Annotated in this window: 20 protein-coding genes; 10 read left to right on the top strand and 10 right to left on the bottom strand. The window is 64.7% G+C overall.

All coding sequences use genetic code 11. The features are described 5' to 3' along the window. Window positions 1-80 precede the first annotated feature (80 nt). Window positions 81-1,055: a ketopantoate reductase family protein gene (locus ACVJ19_RS10770; RefSeq protein WP_453949167.1), complete on the bottom strand. Its 975-nt coding sequence runs from the start codon at window positions 1,053-1,055 to the stop codon at window positions 81-83. Between the two features lie 150 nt (window positions 1,056-1,205). On the opposite strand from ACVJ19_RS10770, the gene ACVJ19_RS10765 reads away from it, so the two are divergent. Beyond that, window positions 1,206-2,009 carry an enoyl-CoA hydratase-related protein gene (locus ACVJ19_RS10765; RefSeq protein ID WP_453949168.1) on the top strand — a complete coding sequence of 268 codons (804 nt, stop codon included), beginning with the start codon at window positions 1,206-1,208 and terminating at the stop codon, window positions 2,007-2,009. A gap of 3 nt (window positions 2,010-2,012) precedes the next feature. On the opposite strand, the gene ACVJ19_RS10760 is transcribed toward ACVJ19_RS10765, so the two are convergent. Further along, entirely contained in the window at window positions 2,013-2,285 is a 273-nt protein-coding gene (locus tag ACVJ19_RS10760) for a hypothetical protein (protein WP_453949169.1), read from the bottom strand. A 194-nt stretch (window positions 2,286-2,479) separates the two neighbouring features. After that, window positions 2,480-3,364 carry a LysR family transcriptional regulator gene (locus tag ACVJ19_RS10755; protein ID WP_453949170.1) on the bottom strand — a complete coding sequence of 295 codons (885 nt, stop codon included), beginning with the start codon at window positions 3,362-3,364 and terminating at the stop codon, window positions 2,480-2,482. A gap of 110 nt (window positions 3,365-3,474) precedes the next feature. On the opposite strand from ACVJ19_RS10755, the gene ACVJ19_RS10750 reads away from it, so the two are divergent. The 4 genes from ACVJ19_RS10750 (at window position 3,475) to ACVJ19_RS10735 (ending at window position 7,654) form a co-directional block, all read left to right on the top strand. Further along, entirely contained in the window at window positions 3,475-4,842 is a 1,368-nt protein-coding gene (locus tag ACVJ19_RS10750; protein ID WP_453949171.1) for an FAD-dependent oxidoreductase, read from the top strand. A gap of 32 nt (window positions 4,843-4,874) precedes the next feature. Then, window positions 4,875-5,879, top strand: coding sequence for an ABC transporter substrate-binding protein (locus ACVJ19_RS10745; RefSeq protein ID WP_453949172.1), 1,005 nt, complete (start codon window positions 4,875-4,877; stop codon window positions 5,877-5,879). 184 nt (window positions 5,880-6,063) lie between these two features. Beyond that, complete coding sequence (locus ACVJ19_RS10740; RefSeq protein ID WP_453949173.1) at window positions 6,064-6,837, top strand: ABC transporter ATP-binding protein; 774 nt, start codon at window positions 6,064-6,066, stop codon at window positions 6,835-6,837. Beyond that, window positions 6,830-7,654: an ABC transporter permease gene (locus tag ACVJ19_RS10735; RefSeq protein WP_453949174.1), complete on the top strand. Its 825-nt coding sequence runs from the start codon at window positions 6,830-6,832 to the stop codon at window positions 7,652-7,654. Before ACVJ19_RS10740 ends, ACVJ19_RS10735 begins: the two co-directional genes overlap by 8 nt. Before the next feature lie 121 nt (window positions 7,655-7,775). On the opposite strand, the gene gtdA is transcribed toward ACVJ19_RS10735, so the two are convergent. Beyond that, a complete protein-coding gene (gene gtdA / locus ACVJ19_RS10730) occupies window positions 7,776-8,816 on the bottom strand; it encodes a gentisate 1,2-dioxygenase (RefSeq protein ID WP_453949175.1) in 1,041 nt (346 codons plus the stop codon). Between the two features lie 175 nt (window positions 8,817-8,991). Here gtdA and maiA point away from each other — a divergent pair, with 175 nt between their 5' ends. Both maiA and ACVJ19_RS10720 read left to right on the top strand, forming a co-directional pair. Further along, entirely contained in the window at window positions 8,992-9,624 is a 633-nt protein-coding gene (gene maiA, locus ACVJ19_RS10725; RefSeq protein ID WP_453949176.1) for a maleylacetoacetate isomerase, read from the top strand. Then, on the top strand, window positions 9,614-10,126 hold the full coding sequence (locus ACVJ19_RS10720) for a MarR family winged helix-turn-helix transcriptional regulator (RefSeq protein WP_453949177.1): 513 nt from the start codon (window positions 9,614-9,616) through the stop codon (window positions 10,124-10,126). Before maiA ends, ACVJ19_RS10720 begins: the two co-directional genes overlap by 11 nt. Before the next feature lie 397 nt (window positions 10,127-10,523). On the opposite strand, the gene ACVJ19_RS10715 is transcribed toward ACVJ19_RS10720, so the two are convergent. The 5 genes from ACVJ19_RS10715 to ACVJ19_RS10695 all read right to left on the bottom strand — a co-directional run bounded on the left by ACVJ19_RS10715 (window position 10,524) and on the right by ACVJ19_RS10695 (window position 15,820). Continuing rightward, complete coding sequence (locus ACVJ19_RS10715; protein WP_453949179.1) at window positions 10,524-12,137, bottom strand: benzoate-CoA ligase family protein; 1,614 nt, start codon at window positions 12,135-12,137, stop codon at window positions 10,524-10,526. Further along, window positions 12,134-13,300, bottom strand: coding sequence for an FAD-dependent monooxygenase (locus ACVJ19_RS10710; protein ID WP_453949180.1), 1,167 nt, complete (start codon window positions 13,298-13,300; stop codon window positions 12,134-12,136). Before ACVJ19_RS10710 ends, ACVJ19_RS10715 begins: the two co-directional genes overlap by 4 nt. A gap of 189 nt (window positions 13,301-13,489) precedes the next feature. Beyond that, window positions 13,490-13,705, bottom strand: a complete 216-nt coding sequence (locus ACVJ19_RS10705) for a hypothetical protein (protein WP_008132706.1) — start codon at window positions 13,703-13,705, stop codon at window positions 13,490-13,492. A 130-nt stretch (window positions 13,706-13,835) separates the two neighbouring features. Then, window positions 13,836-14,666: a hypothetical protein gene (locus ACVJ19_RS10700; RefSeq protein WP_453949181.1), complete on the bottom strand. Its 831-nt coding sequence runs from the start codon at window positions 14,664-14,666 to the stop codon at window positions 13,836-13,838. A 146-nt stretch (window positions 14,667-14,812) separates the two neighbouring features. Next, the gene (locus tag ACVJ19_RS10695) at window positions 14,813-15,820 is read right to left on the bottom strand and encodes an NADP-dependent oxidoreductase (RefSeq protein WP_453949182.1); all 1,008 of its coding nucleotides are present in this window, start codon (window positions 15,818-15,820) and stop codon (window positions 14,813-14,815) included. Between the two features lie 212 nt (window positions 15,821-16,032). On the opposite strand from ACVJ19_RS10695, the gene ACVJ19_RS10690 reads away from it, so the two are divergent. Continuing rightward, the gene (locus tag ACVJ19_RS10690; RefSeq protein WP_453949184.1) at window positions 16,033-17,328 is read left to right on the top strand and encodes a dicarboxylate/amino acid:cation symporter; all 1,296 of its coding nucleotides are present in this window, start codon (window positions 16,033-16,035) and stop codon (window positions 17,326-17,328) included. Window positions 17,329-17,340: 12 nt separating this feature from the next. Continuing rightward, a complete protein-coding gene (locus tag ACVJ19_RS10685) occupies window positions 17,341-18,258 on the top strand; it encodes an amino acid ABC transporter substrate-binding protein (RefSeq protein ID WP_453949186.1) in 918 nt (305 codons plus the stop codon). Window positions 18,259-18,417: 159 nt separating this feature from the next. Here the strand turns inward: ACVJ19_RS10685 and ACVJ19_RS10680 are convergent, their stop codons facing one another. Continuing rightward, window positions 18,418-19,230, bottom strand: a complete 813-nt coding sequence (locus tag ACVJ19_RS10680) for an ATP-grasp domain-containing protein (RefSeq protein ID WP_453949187.1) — start codon at window positions 19,228-19,230, stop codon at window positions 18,418-18,420. Window positions 19,231-19,618: 388 nt separating this feature from the next. Between ACVJ19_RS10680 and ACVJ19_RS10675 the strand changes: the two genes are divergently transcribed. Continuing rightward, a complete protein-coding gene (locus tag ACVJ19_RS10675) occupies window positions 19,619-20,392 on the top strand; it encodes a ferredoxin--NADP reductase (RefSeq protein WP_453949188.1) in 774 nt (257 codons plus the stop codon). Window positions 20,393-20,628 lie beyond the last annotated feature (236 nt).

The raw sequence follows: 20,628 nt of genomic DNA, 5'->3' as shown, positions 1-20,628 counted from the left end.
GCACGAGCATGATCCGGGAAAGTGCGCGGCGGTTTTCCGAGAAGATCATGCTCCAAAAGATAACGTGAAGCGCATGCGCTTCACGCCGAATAAAGCCCCTTGTCGCGGGCCTTCTGGATCGCCAGCGCGGCGATCAGGTCAAGCGTCGGCGTCGACAGGCCGGCGGTGCGCGCGAAGGCGGCCGGCGCTCTCACCAGCACGTCGATCTCCATGGCGCGGCCGAGCTCGTAATCCTGCAGCAGCGACGGCTTGTGGTTGGGGGCGGGGCCGCTGCGGGTGACGCGCTTGACCTCGGGGATGAAGTGCTGGGCGATGTCGTTGGCCTCGTTCAGCATGCGCGGAATGACGTCCGCAAAGGCGGGGTCGTCGCGTACCCCGCGCGCGGTCTGGCCGGTGAGCAGGCACAGCACCGACAGCGACATGTTGGTCAGCAGCTTTGACCAGATCGCCTCCCGGATCTCGGCTACCGGCGGCGATTCCAGCCGGGCGTCGTTGAGGACGTTGCGGAGCTTGGTGATCCGCTCGCAATTGCGATCGTCGCATTCGCCGATCAGGAGGCGGTTGCGGTCCGGCGTGAGGTTCTGCACCACACCGGGCGCGGTCACCTCGTTGGAGGAAAAGATGACGCCGCCGATGATCCGCTCTTTCGGAATGCAGGCGCGCAGGCGGCCGCCGGGATCAAGAAAGGAAATGTCCGGCGGTGTCGGGTGCCGGGGTGGCAGGCCGATGCCGTACCACCAGGGAATGCCGTTCTGCGCGAACACGATGGCGGTGTCGTCCTGCAGCAGCGGCTTGATGGCGGAGACCAGTCCCGTCAGCGCGGTCGCCTTCAGCGTGGAGATCACGACGTCCTGCGGGCCGAGCTGGGCCGGATCCCCTGACGCGTTCACCTTGGCGGAAACCTCGGAATCGCCGACCCGCAGCTTGAGGCCGTTCGCGCGCACCGCCTCCAGATGCGCGCCCCGCATCACGCAACTGACCTCATGGCCGGCGCGCGCCAGCCGTACTGCGATATGGCTGCCGACGGCGCCCGCGCCGAAAATGCAGATGCGCATGTTGATCCCGTCCCTGATCCCTTGGTGCCATCAGGCGGCAGCATGACACAAGCCGCCATGCGATGGACGCGGCTGCCCTACGCCGGAAAGATATGGATCAAGGCGCGCGGCCTCGGCCATAGTGCGCGGCAAACAACCGGAGGATCGCCGATGACTGCCAGCCCCGTCCTGTGGAGCCTCGATGAACGCGGGGTTGCGACCGTCACGTTGAACCGGCCGGAGGTGAACAACGCCTATGACGGCGCGCTGATATCAGGCGTGCTGGCGGCCATGGACGAGCTGGCTAAGAAGCCGGCCTTGCGGGTCGTCGTTCTCAGGGGCAACGGCAAGCATTTTCAGGCCGGCGCCGACCTCAAATGGATCAATGGCGTGCGGCCGCAATCGGCTGAGGCCAACGAGGCGGCCTCGCGGGCGACTTTCGAAGCCGTGCAGCGGCTCAACACCTTGGCCGTCCCGACGGTTGCCCTGGTGCAGGGCGGCTGCTTCGGCGGCGGCACCGGCGTGATCGCGGCCTGCGATGTCGTGATTGCCGCGGACAACGCCCTGTTCTCCATCACCGAAGTGCGCTGGGGCCTGACCGCCGCGATCATCATCCCGCAGCTCTGCGACGCCATCGGCGTCCGGCAAGTCCGCCGCTACGCTCTCACCGGCGAGCGCTTCGGCGCCGAGGACGCCCGCCGTATCGGCTTGGTGCACGAGGTGGTGCCGCTCGCCGAGCTGGAGGCCGCAGGCAGCAAGGTGGTCGAGCAATTGCTAGCCAACGGGCCGGAGGCGATGGCTGAAACCAAGCGGCTGGCGCTGGAGAGCTCGTTCGGGGGCATGGCGATGGACGATGCCGCCTACAAGCGGCTCGTGCACCTGCACTCGGTCAAGCGCCAGAGCGCCGAGGCGGCGGAGGGACTGGCGTCGTTCGCCGAGAAGCGGGCGGCGAAGTGGGGTGGCAGCAAAGGCTGAGCGTCAGCAGCCGCGGCAGATGTTGTTGATGCTGCGATAGACGGCGTCGTCGTCCTGCCGCATCTGGCGCATCGATTCGAGCGTCGTGCTCTCGTCGGTAACAGGTGCCGGCTTGCGTTTCGCGGCGAGCTCTTCCTCCTGCCGCTTGTAGCAGGCCTCGCGATCAAGCTTGGCCTGGATGAAGCGGCAGTTTTGCTCCAGGGCGGAGGCGGGGGTGGTGCAGATCGCGAAAGCGATCAGGACGGGCAGGGCGAATTTCAAAAGCGTCGAATCCATTTGTTGAACCAAGGTGCTTGTCGTCGCCCGGCTTGACCGGGCGACCCAGTACGCCGCGGCCTCTCCGTACACGTTTGACCTCTCTGGAATACTGGATCGCCCGGTCAAGCCGGGCGATGACAGTGGAGCGCGACGGCTCTTCTCTCAGGTCCGCTGCCTGAGGGCAACCGCCATCTTGTGACGCAAGATGTGGCTCACAGCGACGGCGCCAGTGACGTCTTCAGCAGGGTCAGCAGTGCCTGCACCGCGGCCGCATTGCGCCGTCGCTCCGGAATCGCGGCCTTCACCCACAATTCCGGAATCGGAAAGTCGCGCAGCACCGGCTTCAGCCTGCCGTCACGCAAGGCATCCGCCACGAGGTAATGCGACATCAGCGCGATGCCGTTGCCGGCGATCGCGCTGCGCGCCAGCACGTGGCCCTCGTTGGAGGACAGCAATGGGCTGACCTGGATGCTGATGCGGCCGCGAGGGCCGTCAAAGGTCCATTCCGGTCCGGTCGGCAGAAAACTGAGGCAGCGATGCTCGACGAGGTCGCGCGGATGTTTTGGCGTGCCGTGCTTCTTTAAGTATGCAGGCGAGGCGCAGAGCAGCCGCTTCAGCAGACACAGCGGCTCGTCGACCACGCCGCCGAAGGAATGCGGGAAGGCGCCGATGGCGATGTCAAAGCCTTCGGTCACGGGATCGACCGGGCGATCGATCAGCACGATCTCGAGTTTCAGCCGCGGGTTCTGGGTCTGGAACGCGCTGAAGGCGTCGGCAAGGCGCGCCACCGTCAGCGAGGTCGGCGCCTTGATGCGCAGGTGATCGACGAGATCGTGGCCCTTCTCGCCCATGCGCGAGAGCAGGTCCGTGGCATCGGTAACGACGCCGCGCGCGCGATGCACATAGCGCTGGCCGGCCTCGGTGAGACGCAATTGCCGTGTCGAGCGGTGAAACAGCGGCGTGCCGATCCGCGCCTCCAGTTGCGTGACGCGCTTGGCGACGACCGAGGTCGAGACGTTGAGCTTGCGTGCCGCGGCAGAGAAGCCGGCGGCATCCGCGGTGGCGAGGAAGGCCTGGAGGTTCACGAGGATGTCCATTTTGACCTTTCTCGATTCGCGAAAGCTGATCGCATATTTTGGTGGATTGTAGCCCGCTGCGCGTTAATTCATAGTCGCCCCCAAGCAAGGAATTTGGGAAGGGACGCGCCATGCGGGCCACGACGATCGAAGAACCAGCGCGCAAAGTGCCGCTCTACGGCGAGTATGAAGTCGTGGTGCTCGGCGGCGGTCCCGCCGGCATTATCGCGGCGGCCTCTGCGGCGCGCGCGGGACGGAAGACGCTGCTGATCGAGCGTTATGGCTTTCTCGGCGGCATGGGCACTGCCGCCGGCGTCACTAACTTTTGCGGCCTGCACGGCAATGTCTACGGCAAGGCGCACCGGCTGGTGCAGGGCATGGCGTCCGAGCTGTTGGCACGCATCGATCTGCTCAACGGCCTCAACACGCCGCATCTGATCCTCGGCAAGGTCTTCGCCCAGGCCTATGACACCGCGGCCTACAAGATCGCGGCCGATCAACTGCTCGCGAGCCACGGGGTGCACATCCTCTTCCATGCGCTCGGCGCCGGCGTGGTGATGGGCGATGACAGCCGCATCGATGCGTTGCTGGTCGAGACCAAGGCCGGCCGGCAGGCGGTGCGCGCCGAGATTTTTATCGATTGTTCCGGCGATGGTGATCTCGCCGTGTGGGCCGGCGCGCCCTTCGAGATCGGCGACGAGCACGGTCACCCGCTTTATCCGTCGATGATGCTCCGTCTCAACGGTGTCGATCCCGAGAAGGCGGGCGAGGCCTGGCGGACCATCCCGCAATTGATGGAAAAGGCGCTCGCGGCCGGCACGCACACATTCCCGCGCAAGAGCGCGATCGTGCGGCCGCAAAAATCCGGCATCGAATGGCGGGTGAATTTTACGCAAGTCGCGCGCGAGGATGGCCACGCCATCAACGGCATCGAGCCCGACGATCTCACCCGCGGTGAGATCGAAGGCCGCAAGCAGGCGCTCGCCGCGTACGAGTTCCTGCGTAGCACCGTGCCGGGCTTTGAAAAATCCTACATCGTCGATTTGCCGCCGCAGCTCGGCATCCGCGAGACCCGCCGCATCAGGGGCGGCTACCAGCTCAGCGGCGAGGACGTGCTCGGCTGCGCCTCGTTCGAGGACTCGATTGGGGTCAACGGCTGGCCGATCGAGGCTCACGTTCCCGGCGATGTCGTCTTCACCTTCCCGCCGATCCCGGAATCCCGCGGCTATAACGAGCTGCCGTACCGGATGCTGGTGCCCGAGGGCGTCGACAATCTCTTGGTCGCCGGCCGCTGTGCCTCGATGACCCATGAAGGCCAGTCGGCGGCACGGGTCTCCGGTGCCTGTTTCGTGATGGGCGAGGCGGCAGGTTCCGCTGCCGCGCTGGCGCTCTCCGGAAACCGCATTCCACGCGAAATCCCCATTGAAAAATTGCAGGAAACGTTGAAACAACAGGGCGCCTTCATCGGGCGGGACCAGGTGGTGCCCGAGGGCCTGTAACGGACTGCAAGACAAACACGAGAGGAAACGGGATGATCGGAATTGCACGGCTCGCAGCTGCCGGCCTGTTGGCGATCATGGCGATGGGCACGGCGCGCGCCGAGGACGCGCTGAAGGCCAAGGTCGGCGTGCTCCGCCTGTCGTCCTCCGCGCCTGTCTTCATCGCGCAGGACAAGGGCTACTTTCGCGACGCCGGCCTCGATGTCGAGCTGAAGTTCTTTGATGCGGCGCAGCCGATCGCGGTCGCGACGACCTCGGGCGACGTCGATTTCGGCGTCACCGCCTTCACCGCCGGTCTCTACAATCTCGCCGGCAAGGGCACGCTGAAGGTGATCGGCGGCATGAGCCGCGAGAAAGCAGGCTATCCCCTGATCGGGTATTTCGCCAGCAACAACGCCTATGCGAGCGGTCTGAAGACGCCGAAGGATCTTGCGGGCAAGCGGGTGGCGATGACGCAGGTCGGATCAAGCTTCCACTATTCGCTCGGCCTGCTCGCCGACAAATACGGCTTCAAGCTTGCGGACGTGAAGATCGTGCCGCTGCAATCGCTGTCGAACGCGGCCGCCGCGCTCAAGGGCGAGACCGTCGATGCCGCGCTGCTGCCGATCTCGACGGCGCGAAAACTGATGGACGAGGGCGGCGCGAAGTTTCTGGGTTGGGTCGGCGACGAAACGCCCTGGCAACTGGGCGCGGTGTTCGCCTCGCCGAAGACGCTGAGCAACAAGGCGCTGGTGACGAAATTTCTCGCCGCGCTCGCGAAAGCCGACCGCGAATATCACGACGTCATCCTCGCCGCGATGAAGGACGGCACAGCCCCGATCAACGAGCAGACGAAACCGCTTTTGGAGATCATCGCAAAATACACCAACCTGCCGGTCGAGCAGGTGGTCGGCAACTGCGCCTATATCGATCCCGACGGCAAGCTGGACGTGAAGAACGTCGACAACCAGATCAAATGGCTGCAGGAGCAGGGCTTTGCCGATAAGGGCTTTGACGCGAATGCGATCATCGCCAAGGATTATGTGAAGGCGGATTGATGCTGCGCGCTCCCAACCATCCCCGTCACCCTGAGGTGCTCGACTTGCGCTCTTCCGCAAGGCGAGCCTCGAAGGGTGCACGGCCCGGATGCGGCGGGGCCGCTCATCCTTCGAGGCTCCCATCGCGATGCCTTCGCATCGCGATGCTCGCACCTCAGGATGACGGATCGAGAGGAGCGCGCGCATGGACCTGATCGCCAACCACATCACCCACCGCTTCGGCGATCTCGCCGTGCTCGACGACGTCTCCTTCACCCTCAGTGCGGGCGAGGTGGTGGCGATCGTCGGTCCGTCCGGCTGCGGCAAGAGCACGCTGCTGTCGATCCTCGGCGGGCTGTTGCAGCCGACCTCGGGTGCGCCCGAGCTGCGCGGGGCGCCGCCGGCGGACAGCCTCAATCCGCTCACCTTCGTGTTCCAGGATTTTGCGCTGCTGCCCTGGGCCACGGTGGAGGAGAACGTCGAATTCCCGCTGCTGCACACCCAGCTCTCGGCTGCGCAGCGCCGCGCGCTGGTCGAGGACGCCCTGCGCCGCACCGGGCTGACCGATTTTCGCCAGACCTATCCAAAGCAGCTCTCCGGCGGCATGCGCCAGCGCGTCGGCATCTCGCGTGCGCTTGCGGTCAAGCCTGCGATCCTGCTGATGGACGAGCCGCTGTCGGCGCTGGATTCGCAGACGCGTGAGCTGCTGATGGAGGATTTCGTCCGCCTGCTCGCTGACGGCGGCATGGGCGCGGTCTACGTCACGCACAATCTCGAAGAGGCGGCCCGGCTCGCGGATCGCATCGTGGTGCTGTCGCGTAGGCCCGGCCGCATCCGCGAGGTCGTCACCGTGCCGATGACGCGCGCGGCGCGCGGCGAGGCGGCGGCGCGGGAAATGCTACTTGCGCTGCAGAACCAGATCTGGTCGCTGATCCGCAACGAGGCGATCGATGCCGAGCGCGAGGTCCAGCATGCTTGATCGCGCGACGAGCGACGTGGCCCCGAAGGACGAAGCGACGCGCCGCGTTCGTTTTCGCGGCGCCGGATTCGTGCCCGCCAGCAGTCGGTTCGGCGGCTGGATCGCGCTCGCGCTGGTCATCGCGGTCTGGCAGGCCGCCGGCAGCGCCGGCCTCGTCAATGCGCTGTTCCTGCCGACGCCCTCTGCGATCGCGCGCGCGATCTACCAGCTCGCGATCTCGGGCGCGCTGTGGCAGCATCTGTCGGCCTCGCTCCTGCGCATCGGCGTCGGCTGGGTGCTGGGAACGGCGGCCGGCGTCGCCGTCGGCTTCGCCATCGGGCTGTCGCGGCTGGCGCGCAGCGTCGGCATCACCTTCATCTCGGCGCTGTTCCCGATTCCGAAGATCGCGCTGTTGCCGCTGCTCATTCTTTGGCTCGGCATCGGCGAAGAGCCGAAGATCGCGACCATTGCGCTTGGCGTGTTCTTCTCGACCGCGATCTCGGTCTATAGCGGCGTCGATGCGGTGCCGCGCAACCTCATCCGCATGGCGCAGAGTTTCAACGTTCCCTTCGTCACCATCGTGCGCAAGGTGATCTGGCCGGGCGCGCTGCCGGCGATCCTCGCCGGCTTCCGCATCACCGCGTCCGTGGCCCTGCTGCTCGTCGTCAGTGCCGAGATGATCGGCGCGCAATACGGCATCGGCGCCTTCGTGCTGCAGGCCGGCAATCTGATGCAGACCGATCAGCTGCTTGCGGGCGTGGTGATCCTGTCGGTGTTTGGGCTGGCGGTCGGCAAGGTGATCGGCTGGCTGGAGACGCGCCTGTTGCACTGGCGGTAGCCGCTATCACCGCCGCCGTAGGGTGGGCAAAGCGTAAGCGTGCCCACCATTCCTTCATGAGTCGCGAAGACGTGGGCACGGCGCAAGTGCGCCTTTGCCCACCCTACGAGACCGGTGACCGTCACGCGTTCCCGCGATCCTCGCGAAACAAATCCAGCTTCTGCTGCACCGGCCGATCCGAGAAGCTGAACAGCACGGCATCTTCCTCCGCCTCGTGCGTGACCCAGTGCCAGCTCGGCACCACGAACAGATCGCGCGGACCCCATTCGAACACCGCGTCGCCGATGCGGCTGCGGCCGCGGCCTTCGATCGGGCAGAACACGGTGGCGTCGGTCGAACGATAGCGCGCGGTGTTAAAATCCTTCGGCAGCAGCTGGATGAAGGTGCCGATGGTAGGCATCGCGAAATCGCCGGTCTCGGGATTGCTGAACCTCAACTTCAGCCCGTGGCAGGCGTCCCACTCCTGGCGCGTTTTCGCTTTCTCCAGCGCCTCGCGAGTGTGGGCGTAGGGATAGCTGAAGATCGGCGAGGTCTTCGAGCTGCGCTTCACATCGACCGGCAGCAGATTGTGGCCGTAGCGCGCAAAGCTGTCGCCCACAGGCTTGGTGATCTTCTGCTGGTCCTCTTTCGAGCCTTCGGCGAAGGAGCAGTCGAAGAACTGCACCAGCGGGATGTCGAGCCCGTCGAGCCAGAACATCGGCTCGCTGGTCTCATTGGAATGATCGTGCCAGGTCATGGACGGTGTGATGATGAAGTCGCCGGGCTCCATCGCGGTGCGCTCGCCGTCCACCGCGGTGTGGGCGCCCTTGCCTTCGAGCACGAAGCGCAGCGCCGACTGGCTGTGGCGATGGGCAGGCGCGACGTCGCCGGGCACCACCATCTGCACGCCGGCATAGAGCGAGGTGGTGATCTTGGACTGTCCGCGCAGGCCCGGGTTCTCCAGCACCAGCACGCGCCGCTCGGCTTCCTTGGCGGTGATGAGCTTGCCGGCCTCCGTCATGTAGTCGCGGATGACGTCGAACTTCCAGAGGTGCGGCCGGCAGGCGCTCCTCGGCTCCGGCGTGATCAGGTCGCTCATCACCGTCCACAGCGCGGTGAGATTTTCGCCGTCGATCTTCTTGTAAAACGCCTCGCGTTCCGGCGTCTTGGTCACGGCTTCCATGGTTGCTGCTCCCGATCGTTTTGTTGATTGACAGTATACTGACGATCTAGGTAGCGTCAATGTGACGGACGACGTACAAGGTGTCGTTCCGGGGCACGCGGAGCGTGAACCCGGAACCTCGAGATTCCGGGTTCGGCTCTTCGAGCCGCCCCGGAATGACAAAGGGAGGGTTCCGATGAAGCTGCATGGCTATTTCCGCTCCAGCGCCGCCTACCGCGTGCGGATCGCGCTGAACCTCAAGGGCCTCGGCGCCGAGCATCTGCCGCATCACTTACGCAAGGGCGAGCAATGTGCGCCCGCCTATCTCGCCATCAACCCGCAAGGTCTGGTGCCGGCGCTGGAGGATGATGCGGGTGCAGTGCTGACCCAATCGGTCGCCATCATCGAATGGCTCGACGAAACGCACCCCAATCCGCCGTTGCTGCCGAAGGATCCGCTGCGCCGCGCCAAGGTGCGCGCGTTTGCGCTGGCGATCGCCTGCGATACCCATCCGGTGCAGAACTTGAAGGTGCTGGCGCGGCTGCGCGAGCTTGGCCTTGCCGAGGAGAAAGTCCAGGACTGGGCCGCCTGGGTCAACCGCGAGGGCCTGTCGGCCTGCGAGACGTTGATCAAGGGTGAGCCCGGGCCGTTCTGCTTCGGCAATGCGCCGACGCTGGCCGATCTCTGCCTGGTGCCGCAGCTCGCCAATGCGCGCCGCTTCGGCGTCGATGTCTCGGCCTATCCGCGCCTGCTCGCGGCGGAGGCCGCCGCGAAGGCGCTGCCTGCGTTCGCCAATGCCGCGCCGGAGAAGCAGCCCGATGCCGAGTAAGCCTTCCGCTCCGATCACGATCGATGCGGTCTACGCCGCGCCGGGCTATCTGTTCCGGCGCATGCAGCAGATCGCGGTCTCGATCTTCATGGAGGAGTGCAAGGCGTTCGACCTCACGCCGGTGCAATATGCCGCGTTGATCGCGATCCACACCCATCCCGGCATCGACGCGACCCGGCTGTCGGCCGTGATCGCCTTCGATCGCTCCACGCTCGGCAGCGTGATCGAGCGGCTGCAGGCCAAGGATTTTATCGAGCGCAGGCCGGCCCCCGAGGACAAGCGGATCAAGCTGCTCTATCTGACCAAGTCAGGCGCGGCGATCCTGCGCGAGATCATCCCCGCCGTCGAGCGCGCCCAGGCGCGCATGCTGGAGCCGCTCAAGCCCGCCGACCGCAAGGCGCTGATGGGTCTGCTGGTGCAGCTCGTCGACCTCAACAACGAGGCGTCACGGGTGCCGCTGCGCGCCGAGGACGCGCTGGAGCATTTGGGGAAGGGTGGGTGAGGGGAGGTGAGGCTGTGCTGGCGCCTCATTCACCGCCGTCGTCCCGGCGCAGGCCGGGACCCATAACCACGAATCCTAATTTGGCGAAGATTGGCAATGACCAGCCCACGCGACAACCACTGCTGCGGCGTATGGGTCCCGGCCCCCGTGCGCAATTGCGCACTAGGCCGGGACGACAGCGAGGGCTTGGTGACGCCGCCGCCTCAATCTCCACTGTCATTCCCCGCGAAGGCGGGGAATCCAGTACGCCGCGGCTTCTCGGTCTAGCGAGATGTCGTAGGGTGGGCAAAGGCGCTCTTGCGCCGTGCCCACGACCTCTCTCCAACGGATCAGAAGTGGTGGGCACGCTTCGCTTTGCCCACCCTACGATTGCGGTGCGCGGAACTCCGTCCTCGCCTCACATCCTCAGCAACGCCTGCCGGTCGATCTTCCCCGTCCCCGTCTTCGGCAGCTCGTCGATGAAGATCACCTCGCGCGGATATTTGTACGGCAGCAGCTTGCCCTTCACGTAATCCTGCAGCTTCCGCGTCGCTTCGACCTGATCGACCGCGCGGTTGTTCATCACCACCACCGCCTTCAGCGTCATGCGCCGGTCCGGCAGCTCGGCGGCGAACACCGCGCATTCGCGGATATCGGGGTGGTCGGCGAGGCACAGCTCGACCTCGAGCGGGTAGACCCACTGTCCCGAGATCTTGATGAGATCGTCGGCGCGGCCGCGGAAGAAGTGGAAGCCGTCGGCATCGCGGACGAAGCGGTCGCCGGTGTAGATCCAGCCGCCCTCGCGGATGGTCTCGGCGGATTTGTCCGGCCGGTTCCAGTACCGCGGCGTGTTGGAATCGCCGCGCACCCACAAAATGCCTTCCTCGTTGTCGCCGACGTCGCGGCCATCCTTGTCGCGCAGCGCGACCTCGTAACCGGGTACGCGCAAGCCCGCGGCGCCGAGCTTCTTCTGCTCGGGCCGGTTGGAGAGATAGATGTGCAGCACCTCGGTCGAGCCGAGGCCTTCGACGATCTCGAGCCCCGTGAGCGTCTTCCAGCCGTTGAAGACCTCTGCCGAGAGCACTTCTGCGGCGGAGAGCGCCATGCGCAGCGACGAGAAGTTCGTCTTCTCTGCGCCCTCGGCCTTGGTCAGCGAGGTATAGAGCGTCGGCAGGCCGAAGAAGACCGTCGGCTTGTACTGCTCGATCGCCGCGAAGATCGCGGCCGGCTTCGGCTGGCCCGGCAGCAGCAGCGTCGCCGCGCCCGCCGAGAACGGGAAGGTGACGGAATTGCCAAAACCGTAGGCGAAGAAGATTTTCGGCACCGAGAAGCAGATGTCGTCAGGCGTCAGCTTCAGCACGTTCCGCGCAAAAGCGACTTCGCTATAGGCCATGTCGTGCTGGAGATGCACGATGCCCTTGGGCCGGCCCGTCGAGCCCGACGAGTACATCCAGAACGCCATCTCGTTGCGATCGGTGTCCGCTTCGGCGAGCTCAGTCGGGAATTGCGCGAGCCAGCTCGCCGCCGCGACCGCGGCAGGCGCAGCGTGCTCGCCGACCTCGCCATTGACGACGATCAGCGTCTGCAGCTTCGTCTCCTTGCATGCCTCCGCATTGAAGCGCGCGCAGAACTCGGCATCGGCCACCGCCACGGCAGCACCGGAATCGGCGAGATAGAATTGCAGGAGGTCCGGTGGCGTCAGCGTGTTGATCAGCAGTGGCACGAAACCGGCGCGCACCGCGCCGAAGAAGGCGGCCGGATAGGCGGGCGTGTCGTCGAGGAACAGCAGCACGCGGTCGCCGCGCTTAAGGCCCAGCGAAGCAATGCCGTTGCCCCATTGGCAGGCCTCCGCGCAGAGTGCTGCATAAGTGCGCGTGCCCGCTGGCCCGGTCAGCGCGAGCTTGTCGCCACGGCCTTTGCCGAGATTGTCGAACAGCACGCGGCTGGCGTTGTAGATTTGCGGAACGGCAAAGCCGATCTCGCGCGCGCCCGGACTGTCGGCGGGCACCTGGTCGCGAATCTCGTTGCTCATGCGGTAGCCTCACTGGCCGCATCCCCACCGTCGTCTGCACCATTCTTGGCGGCCTCGTAGCGCGCCATGAAGGCCGGCGACATCGCCCGCAGCCGGGAATCGTCGATGCGGCCGGAGCGGGTGATGTAGCTGTAGGCAAAATCCATCAGGTCGAGCTGCATGTGCTGGGCAAAGTTCTCGTACCAGGAGGCGCTGGTTCGTGCGGCGTCGACGAGCTTCTGCACGACCGGTTTGCGCGCCGCCTGGTAGCGTTGCAGCGCGGTCGAAAGATGCGCGTCCGATTCCAACGCCTTGACCAGCGCGATCGCGTCCTCGATCGCAAGCCGCGTGCCCGAGCCGATCGAGAAATGCGCCGAGTGCAGCGCATCGCCGAGCAGCACCATGTTCTTGAACGACCAGTGCTCGTTCCAGACCCAGGGGAAATTGCGCCAGACCGATTTGTTCGAGACGAGGCAATGGCCGCCAAGCGTGTCGGCAAATACCTCCTCGCAGACGCCTTTGGACTGCTCGACGTCCTTGTAGGCGAAGCCATAGGCCTGCCAGGTCGCGTAATCGCATTCGACCAGGAAGGTGCTCATGGTCGGCGAATAGCGGTAGTGGTGCGCGTTGAAGGCGCCGCGATCGGTCTTCACAAAAGTCTGCGACAGCGTGTCGAAGCGCTTCGACGTGCCATACCAGACGAACTTGTTGGAGGAGTAGGACAGCGAGGTGCCGAAATCGCCCTCATAGGCGCGGCGTACCAGCGAGTTCAGCCCGTCGGCGGCGACGATCAGATCGTGGCCGTTGAGCTGGTCGATCGCATGAACCGGCGTGTCGAAGCGCGGCGTGACGCCGGCATCGAGCGCACGCTGCTGCAGGAATCTCAGGAGCTCGAGCCGCCCGATCGAGGAGAAGCCGACGCCGTCGATGGCGACGCTGTCGCCATGAAGGTTGAGCGTGATGTTCTCCCAGCTCTCCATATGCGGGGCGATCGCATCGACCGTCTCGGGGTCGTCGGCACGCAGGAACTCCAGGGCCTGGTCGGAGAACACGACGCCAAAGCCCCAGGTCGCGTCGGCCGGGTTCTGTTCGAACAGGTCGACTTGATCCTCGGGGTGACGCTTCTTCCAGAGATAGGCGAAGTAGAGCCCGCCGGGCCCCCCGCCAATCACGGCGATCCGCAACGTCTGCCTCCCTAATTGACAGTATACTTACTATCTAGGGGTAGACTAATGTGCTCCGGCGTCCGGCGCCAGCGGAATTATCGGCAAGGCCGGCACACCAAAGCTCGCTCTCGGACAGGCGTTTCACGCATGTCCGAAACCGTCAGGTGTGAACCATAGCCAAATGGGGCCGGATTGACCACCCAGGGGTCAGACGCAGCGCTTCACGTAGACGCCGTTCACCAGCACCCTGGTACAGCGGACCACCGGAACCGGCTTGCGGACCACGACGGCCGCGTTCGGTCCGGCGCAACCGGCGCGATAGACACCGCGGGCGCACACGACCGCGTTGGCGTCGGTGGCCTCGAACGTCATGGTTGCCCCGAAGGCGAGGAGCGCGGAAGCGATCAGCAGCAATGAACGCATGTCTTTCTCCCGGTCTTGTCGTGATTGAAATCGGATATTTGCAAAAGGTTTGTCGTCGCAGCCGCGCGAAAATTCATTCGCGCGACGCTTCGTCATGGCCACGCGCCTTGGCGCGTGATCGTGCTCTGCCTTAACGGGCGGCGAACGGGGCGAGCACGTCCTTGCACGCCGGCGACAGCGAGGCGGCGTTGTTGGAGATGCACTGGATGATGCGGCCGCCGCCGGGCGCGACGCCGGCGCAGAGCGTGCGAATGTCGGCGCCGCAGGCGGACCGGACGATGAACAGCTCTTCGCGCGGCAGCAACGGGCGCAGCACGATGACGGCCGGTGCCGCGGCAGGCGCTGCCGCTGCAGCCGGTGCGGCACCAGAAGCAGGCGCGGCCGCCGCCGCACCGCCGCCGAAAGCCGCATTCACGGCCTTGGCGCAGCCTGCCGACACCTTCGCCTTGTTCTTCTCCAGACATTCGAGCGCGGGCGCGCCGCCCGGCGGCACGCCGGCGCAGACCTTGGGATAGTCGCCGCGGCAGGCGCTCTTGATCGCGGAAACCTGTGCAGCGCTCGGCTGCTTTGGTGCTGCCGCTTTCGGGGCGGCTGCCGTTGCCGGTTTGGCCGCAGGCTCGGTGGCGGGCGCAGCTTCCGTCTTTGCAGGCTCGGATTTGGCAGGCTCGGATTTGGCCGGCGCCGCTTCAGTCTTCGGCGCGGCTGCCGGCTCGACGGCGCGAACCGCGGCCTGGCATCCCGACGACAGGCTGGACATGTTCTTGGCGAGGCATTGATACGCTTCCACCCCGCCGGGCGTGACGCTCGAGCAATGCGCCATGAAGTCCGAGCGGCATGCGGACCGCATCGCGCTCTTCTGGGCCTCGGTCGGAGCCTGTGCGAAGGCTCCTGTTGCAGTTGCGAAGAGTGTGGCCGCCAGCAACGCTGCGCGCGTCGATGCATGTTTCAATGTGTTGAACATCTGAGTGAATCCTGCCCGGTCGGCAACGCCGACAATTTTCAAAAGGTATGCAAGCGCAATCGTCGCGAGTAATGCCTCGCGAGCGGCATCTTTGGCCGCTTTGGCCTCTATCGCAAGTAGATAATGTCTGAGCGACCGTGACGTAACTATGTCGTCAGCTTCACCATGCGCTTGCCGCGGTTCTCGCCTGCGAGCAATCCGATCAGCGCTTTCGGCGTGTTCTCGAGGCCATCGATGATGTCCTCCTGCACCTTGAGCTTGCCGGATTTCACCCAGGCCTGGAGATCGGCGAGCGCGCGCTGGCTGTCCTTCATGTAGTCCATCACGATGAAGCCCTGCATCACGAGCCGCTTCACCACGATCAGCCCCGGTACGCCGCGCGGGCCGTGCGCGGAGGGCGCGCCGTCATATTGCGAGATCGCACCGCAACAGGCGATGCGGCCGTAATTGTTCATTTGCGGCAGGCAGGCTTCCAGAATGTCGCCGCCGACATTGTCGAAATAGACGTCGATGCCTTTGGGCGCAGCCGCGCGCAATGCCTTGAACACCGCGCCGTCCTTGTAGTCGACGGCGGCACCGAAACCGAGCTCGGAGGTCAGCCAGTGGCACTTGTCGGCGCCGCCGGCGATGCCGATGACGCGGCACCCCTTGATCTTGGCGATCTGTCCGACGATCGAGCCGACCGATCCCGCGGCCGCCGAGACCACGACCGTCTCGCCCTCTTTGGGCTTGCCGATTTCCAGCAGGCCGAAATAGGCGGTGAGGCCGGCAATGCCGAACACGCTGAGCAGATGCGTCATCGGCTCGAGCTTCGGCATCTTCGTCAGATGCTTCGCCGGCACCGCGGCAAACTCCTGCCAGCCGGTGTCGCCGAACACGATGTCGCCCGCCGCGAGCTCGGGCGCCTTTGAGCTGACGACCTCGGCGATGGCGCCGCCGGCCATCACGCTGTTGGCTTCGACGGCCGAACGATAGGTCGCGCCGTGCATCCAGGCCCGGTTGGCAGCGTCGAGCGAGATGTAACGCACGCGCAGCAAGACCTCGCCGTCCTTCGGCTCCGGCATCGCGCCCTCGACCATCTTGAAATGTTCGGGACCAAGCTTGCCGCTGGGCTTTTCCACCAGCAGAATCTGACGATTGGTGTTGCCGCTCATGGCGTTCCCCTCTTCATTTGTTTGACGATTATTGATGCAGCCGCCGCAAGGAAAACGTGCAAGCCGCGTTCGTTGTGCGCTGCATGAAGGCTAGATCGCGAAGGATCGTTTCACAACGGGAACATCCGGCCAACGCGATCACTCGCCAAGCGTGTTGCGTCATCGTCATATCTGCGACATCATGAAGCGGCCGGTGTAGTGGGGGTCTTTCAATGTCGAACAGGTTTACGCAATACATTCTGGCCGCGATGGTGCTGGGCATCGTCATGGGTTCGGCGATCTACAACTTCCTGCCCGATACCCGCGCCGAATGGGCCTCCTCCATCAACCTGATCGCCATGATGTTCCTGCGCCTGATCAAGATGATCATCGCGCCTTTGGTGTTCGCGACCCTGGTCGGCGGCATCGCGCATATGGGAACCGGTTCGCGGCTCGGGCGCATCTTCGCCAAGACCATGGGCTGGTTCGTCAGCGCCTCCTTCGTCTCGCTGCTGCTCGGCCTCATCATGGTCAATCTGTTGCAGCCCGGCGCGAACTTCCCCGGCACGCTGCCGCAGGCGGGGCAATCGACAGGGCTGCCGGTCTCGGCTTTCTCGATCGAGAAATTCCTCACTCATCTGATTCCGACCTCGATCGCGGATGCGATGGCGCAGAACGAGATCCTCCAGATCGTGATCTTCGCCGTGTTCTTCTCGGTGGCAATGGGCTCGATGCCCGAGCGGTCGAAGCCGATCCTGGCGATGATCGACGACGTCGCCCACATCATGCTCAAGGTGACGAGCTATGTGATGCTGTTCGCGCCGCTCGCGGTGTGGGCCGCCATCACCGCTACCGTCGCCAAGAACGGCCTCGGCGTGCTGTGGAAGCTCGTCGTCTTCATGGGCGGTTTCTATCTCGCGCTCGCCATCCTCTGGGTCATCCTGATGGTTGTCGGCTTCCTCGTGATCGGGCCGCGCTACAGCCACCTCCTGAGGCTGATCCGCGAGCCGCTGATGATCGCGTTCTCGACCGCGAGCTCGGAAGCGGCCTACCCGAAGACGCTGGAGGGGCTGACCAAGTTCGGTGCCTCGTCGCGGATCTCGAGCTTCGTGCTGCCGCTCGGTTATTCCTTCAACCTCGACGGCACGATGATGTACTGCACTTTCGCCAGCATCTTCATTGCGCAGACCTACCACATCGAGATGTCGCTCGCGACGCAGCTCGCGATGCTCGCGACCCTGATGATCACCTCGAAGGGCGTCGCCGGCGTGCCGCGCGCCTCCCTCGTCGTGATTGCCTCGACGCTGTCGCAGTTCGGCATTCCCGAGGCGGGCCTCTTGATGATCATGGGCATCGACACCTTCCTCGACATGGGACGCAGCGCCACCAACGTGATCGGCAACTCGCTGGCGACCGCCGTGGTCGCGAAGTGGGAAGGCGAGCTCGGGCCGGAGCACGAGCTGGGGCCGGGCGAGGTGGCGACGCCGGACATGGTGCCCGGCGAATTGCCTGCGATGGCCGGCCATTGACGGAGGTGCATCATGCGCCTTTCATCGGCGATATCGGGCAGCCTGTTGCTGGCAGCGTGTCTGCTGGCAACCGGGGCCTCAGCGCAGACCGGCAGCGAAGGGCTTAGCCCGACGCTGTCGGCCATCAAGAAAGCGCATACCGTGCGGCTGGGCTATCGCGAAAGCTCGCCGCCGTTCTCCTTCCTCGACCAGTCGGGTCGTCCGATCGGCTACAGCCTCGAACTGTGCGAGGCCATCGTCGAGGAGATCGGCGTCGAGGTCGACGATCCCAATCTCAGAATCGATTACGTCAAGGTCACCTCGGACGACCGCATCGACGCGGTGCTCCAGAACAAGATCGACCTGGAATGCGGCTCGACCACGGCCAATGCCGAGCGTGGCAAGCGCGTCGCCTTCTCGCCGCTGATGTTCGTCGCCGGCACCAAGCTGATGGTGCCGAAGGCGTCAAACGTGTCGGCCATCACCGATCTGAAGGGCAAGACCGTGGTGGTGACTAAGGGCACCACCAACGAGCAGGCGATGCATGCGGCCGACAAGAAGTTTTCGCTCGGCCTCAACATCGTCACCTCGCCCGATCACGAGCAGTCCTACCAGATGCTCGCCGACGGCAAGGCCGATGCGTTCGCGACCGACGACATCCTGCTGTTCGGCCTGATCGCGCGCCACAAGGCGCAGGACAAGTTCCGCGTTACCGGCGACTATTTGTCCTACGATCCCTACGGCATCATGTTCAAGAAGAGTGAGCCGCAGCTCTCCGCCGTGGTCGACCGCACCTTCCGCAAGCTCGGCTCCAACCAGGACCTCATCCCGCTCTACAACAAATGGTTCATCGCACGGCTTCCGACCGGCGAACGCCTGAACGTGCCGATCTCGCTGCAACTGGAGGAAGCCTTCAAATCGATGGACGATTCCGCCAGCGCGAATAATTGAGCTGCGGTTGGCTCTCTCTCCGTCACCCTGAGGTGCGCGCTCGGTAGTGCAGATGCATCGCCGAGCAAGCCTCGAAGGATGAACGGCCGAGCTGCCAGTCGGGCCGTCGTCCTTCGAGGGCCGCTGAAGAAGCGGCCACCTCAGGATGACGGGGATAGGTCAGCGCTCACCGCGCGCTTTATCGAACACCCGGTCCAGCGCGGCATCATACGCCGCCTGCACCAGCTCCGGATGCAGCTTGGCCAGCGCTTCCATCATCACGCCGGAGTTGATCTCGAGCACGCGCCAGGAGCCGTCGACACGGACCACGTCGATTGACGCAAAAGCGATGCCGATGGCGCGCGCGGCATCGATTGCGAGCTTCACGCAAGCCGTGCGGACCTCGCCGTCCTCCAGCGGCACCGGCTTTGCGCCGGCATCGAGATTGTGCCGCCAATCCGAGCCACGCTGCTTGCTGTAGACGACGAGGGGCACGTCATCGAGCAGCACAACGCGGACCTCCTCCTCGATCGCGACATAGGGCGAGATCACGAGCCCCGTGCTCATCGAAAAGACCTCGCCGGCCGCGTGGTCGAGCTCCGCCTCCGTCGTCACCTTGAACACCGAGCGCCCCGATGTGCCCTCGTTCGGCTTCACCACCACGCCTTGCGGATGGTCGTGAAGAAGCGCGAGCATTGCCTCCCGCCAGGCGGCGCCAACGACATTCCTGCCCAGCCTCGGGTTGAGGAAGAGCTGATGGGGAATGCACGGCACGTCCGCCAGCGTCAGCGCCTCGGCGGTCGCCGATTTGTCGTTGGCGAGACGATGCGCGATGGCGCTGTTGAGGCCGATATCGTAGCCGAAGGCGAAGCGGCGCGTCTCGCCGAGGTGCATCGCGATCAGCCAGCCGCCGGCGCGGACATCGACCGCGATGCCACGGCGGGCGCAATAGCGCCTGATCGCCTGGACGAAGATCCGCTCGCTGCCAGCCATCCGATTCAGTCGCTCGTGTCAGTCGTTCCTGGCGCCAAAAGCCGCAAAAATGCGGGAATCGGCGCCATGCCGGGGTGAAAATCAGAGCTATTCTTAATGAAATTCTCGCGAGCGCGACGGAAATTAAGTGCTGCAATCGAGCCTTGACGGGAAAAGAAATTGCCCTCTTCGCGTGCCCGGCAGCAGATTCATTAATGATGTGACCAGTTCTGCCGCAAATGCCGGTTTGATCGGCATCAATTGCATCCGAAACGAGGTTGATTATTGGTCTCAATGGCGTAGATCACACACGCGAAATCCTCCGCCATGGCAAATGGTGACCGCCCCGATTTCAGGGCCGGGCAACGCTTTTGCCCTAAAACCGCAAATATTCGGAATATCGAAAATCATGAGCGCGTTTTACCGAGAGAAGGTTCTTTCCGTCCAGCACTGGACCGACACGCTGTTCAGCTTCCGCGCCACGCGCGATACCGGCTTCCGGTTCCAGAACGGCCAGTTCGCCATGATCGGCCTCGAGGTCGACGGCCGCCCGCTGCTGCGCGCCTACAGCATGGCGAGCGCCAACCACGAGGAAGAGCTCGAGTTCTTCTCGATCAAGGTGCAGGACGGCCCGCTCACCTCGCGCCTCCAGAAGATCAAGGAAGGCGACACCATCCTGGTCGGCCGCAAGGCGACCGGCACGCTGATCACCGACAACCTCATCCCCGGCAAGCGGCTGATGCTGCTCTCGACCGGCACCGGCCTTGCGCCCTTCGCCAGCCTGATCAAGGACCCCGAGGTCTATGACCAGTTCGAGTCCATCGTGCTGGTGCATGGCTGCCGCCAGGTCTCCGAGCTCGCCTATGGCGAGAAGCTGGTCGCGACCCTGCGCGAGGACGAACTGTTCGGCGAGCTGCTCGCCGACAAGCTGATCTACTACCCGACCGTGACCCGCGAGCCCTTCAAGAACCGCGGCCGCATCACCGACCTCATCAACTCCGAGCAGATCTTCAACGACATCGGCCAAGGCCCCCTCGACATCGCGACCGACCGCATCATGATGTGCGGCAGCCCGGCGATGCTCGAAGAGCTCAAGGTGATGTTCGAGAGCCGCGACTTCATCGAAGGAAGCGGCAACAAGCCCGGTCATTTCGTGATCGAGAAGGCCTTCGTCGAGCGCTAAGCGCCGCTTGCCACCCCGGTATCGTGCCGGGCTGCCAGCCTCTGAACTCCGCCGTCGTCCCGGACAAGCGCGCCCAAAGCGCGCGCCGATCCGGGACCTCAGCGCGAGCGCTTGCGCTCGTCGCGGTAACCACAGGGAGTGGTTATGCGAAGACTCGGAGTGACAGCTCTCTCAGCCACGAAATCCTGTGATTATGGATCCCGGGTCTGCGCTTACGCTTGCCCCGGGATGACAGC

The sequence above is a fragment of the Bradyrhizobium sp. USDA 376 genome, assembly GCF_054063675.1.
The sequence above is the reverse complement of the archived record's forward strand: the minus strand, read 5'-3'. Positions and strand labels throughout refer to the sequence as shown.

Bases quoted from the DNA above. Each gene is read 5' to 3' on its own strand.
- ACVJ19_RS10770 (WP_453949167.1), bottom strand. From the start codon at position 1,055: ATGCGCATCTGCATTTTCGGCGCGGGCGCCGTCGGCAGCCATATCGCA.
- ACVJ19_RS10765 (WP_453949168.1), top strand. From the start codon at position 1,206: ATGACTGCCAGCCCCGTCCTGTGGAGCCTCGATGAACGCGGGGTTGCG.
- ACVJ19_RS10760 (WP_453949169.1), bottom strand. From the start codon at position 2,285: ATGGATTCGACGCTTTTGAAATTCGCCCTGCCCGTCCTGATCGCTTTC.
- ACVJ19_RS10755 (WP_453949170.1), bottom strand. From the start codon at position 3,364: ATGGACATCCTCGTGAACCTCCAGGCCTTCCTCGCCACCGCGGATGCC.
- ACVJ19_RS10750 (WP_453949171.1), top strand. From the start codon at position 3,475: ATGCGGGCCACGACGATCGAAGAACCAGCGCGCAAAGTGCCGCTCTAC.
- ACVJ19_RS10745 (WP_453949172.1), top strand. From the start codon at position 4,875: ATGATCGGAATTGCACGGCTCGCAGCTGCCGGCCTGTTGGCGATCATG.
- ACVJ19_RS10740 (WP_453949173.1), top strand. From the start codon at position 6,064: ATGGACCTGATCGCCAACCACATCACCCACCGCTTCGGCGATCTCGCC.
- ACVJ19_RS10735 (WP_453949174.1), top strand. From the start codon at position 6,830: ATGCTTGATCGCGCGACGAGCGACGTGGCCCCGAAGGACGAAGCGACG.
- gtdA (WP_453949175.1), bottom strand. From the start codon at position 8,816: ATGGAAGCCGTGACCAAGACGCCGGAACGCGAGGCGTTTTACAAGAAG.
- maiA (WP_453949176.1), top strand. From the start codon at position 8,992: ATGAAGCTGCATGGCTATTTCCGCTCCAGCGCCGCCTACCGCGTGCGG.
- ACVJ19_RS10720 (WP_453949177.1), top strand. From the start codon at position 9,614: ATGCCGAGTAAGCCTTCCGCTCCGATCACGATCGATGCGGTCTACGCC.
- ACVJ19_RS10715 (WP_453949179.1), bottom strand. From the start codon at position 12,137: ATGAGCAACGAGATTCGCGACCAGGTGCCCGCCGACAGTCCGGGCGCG.
- ACVJ19_RS10705 (WP_008132706.1), bottom strand. From the start codon at position 13,705: ATGCGTTCATTGCTGCTGATCGCTTCCGCGCTCCTCGCCTTCGGGGCA.
- ACVJ19_RS10700 (WP_453949181.1), bottom strand. From the start codon at position 14,666: ATGTTCAACACATTGAAACATGCATCGACGCGCGCAGCGTTGCTGGCG.
- ACVJ19_RS10695 (WP_453949182.1), bottom strand. From the start codon at position 15,820: ATGAGCGGCAACACCAATCGTCAGATTCTGCTGGTGGAAAAGCCCAGC.
- ACVJ19_RS10690 (WP_453949184.1), top strand. From the start codon at position 16,033: ATGTCGAACAGGTTTACGCAATACATTCTGGCCGCGATGGTGCTGGGC.
- ACVJ19_RS10685 (WP_453949186.1), top strand. From the start codon at position 17,341: ATGCGCCTTTCATCGGCGATATCGGGCAGCCTGTTGCTGGCAGCGTGT.
- ACVJ19_RS10680 (WP_453949187.1), bottom strand. From the start codon at position 19,230: ATGGCTGGCAGCGAGCGGATCTTCGTCCAGGCGATCAGGCGCTATTGC.
- ACVJ19_RS10675 (WP_453949188.1), top strand. From the start codon at position 19,619: ATGAGCGCGTTTTACCGAGAGAAGGTTCTTTCCGTCCAGCACTGGACC.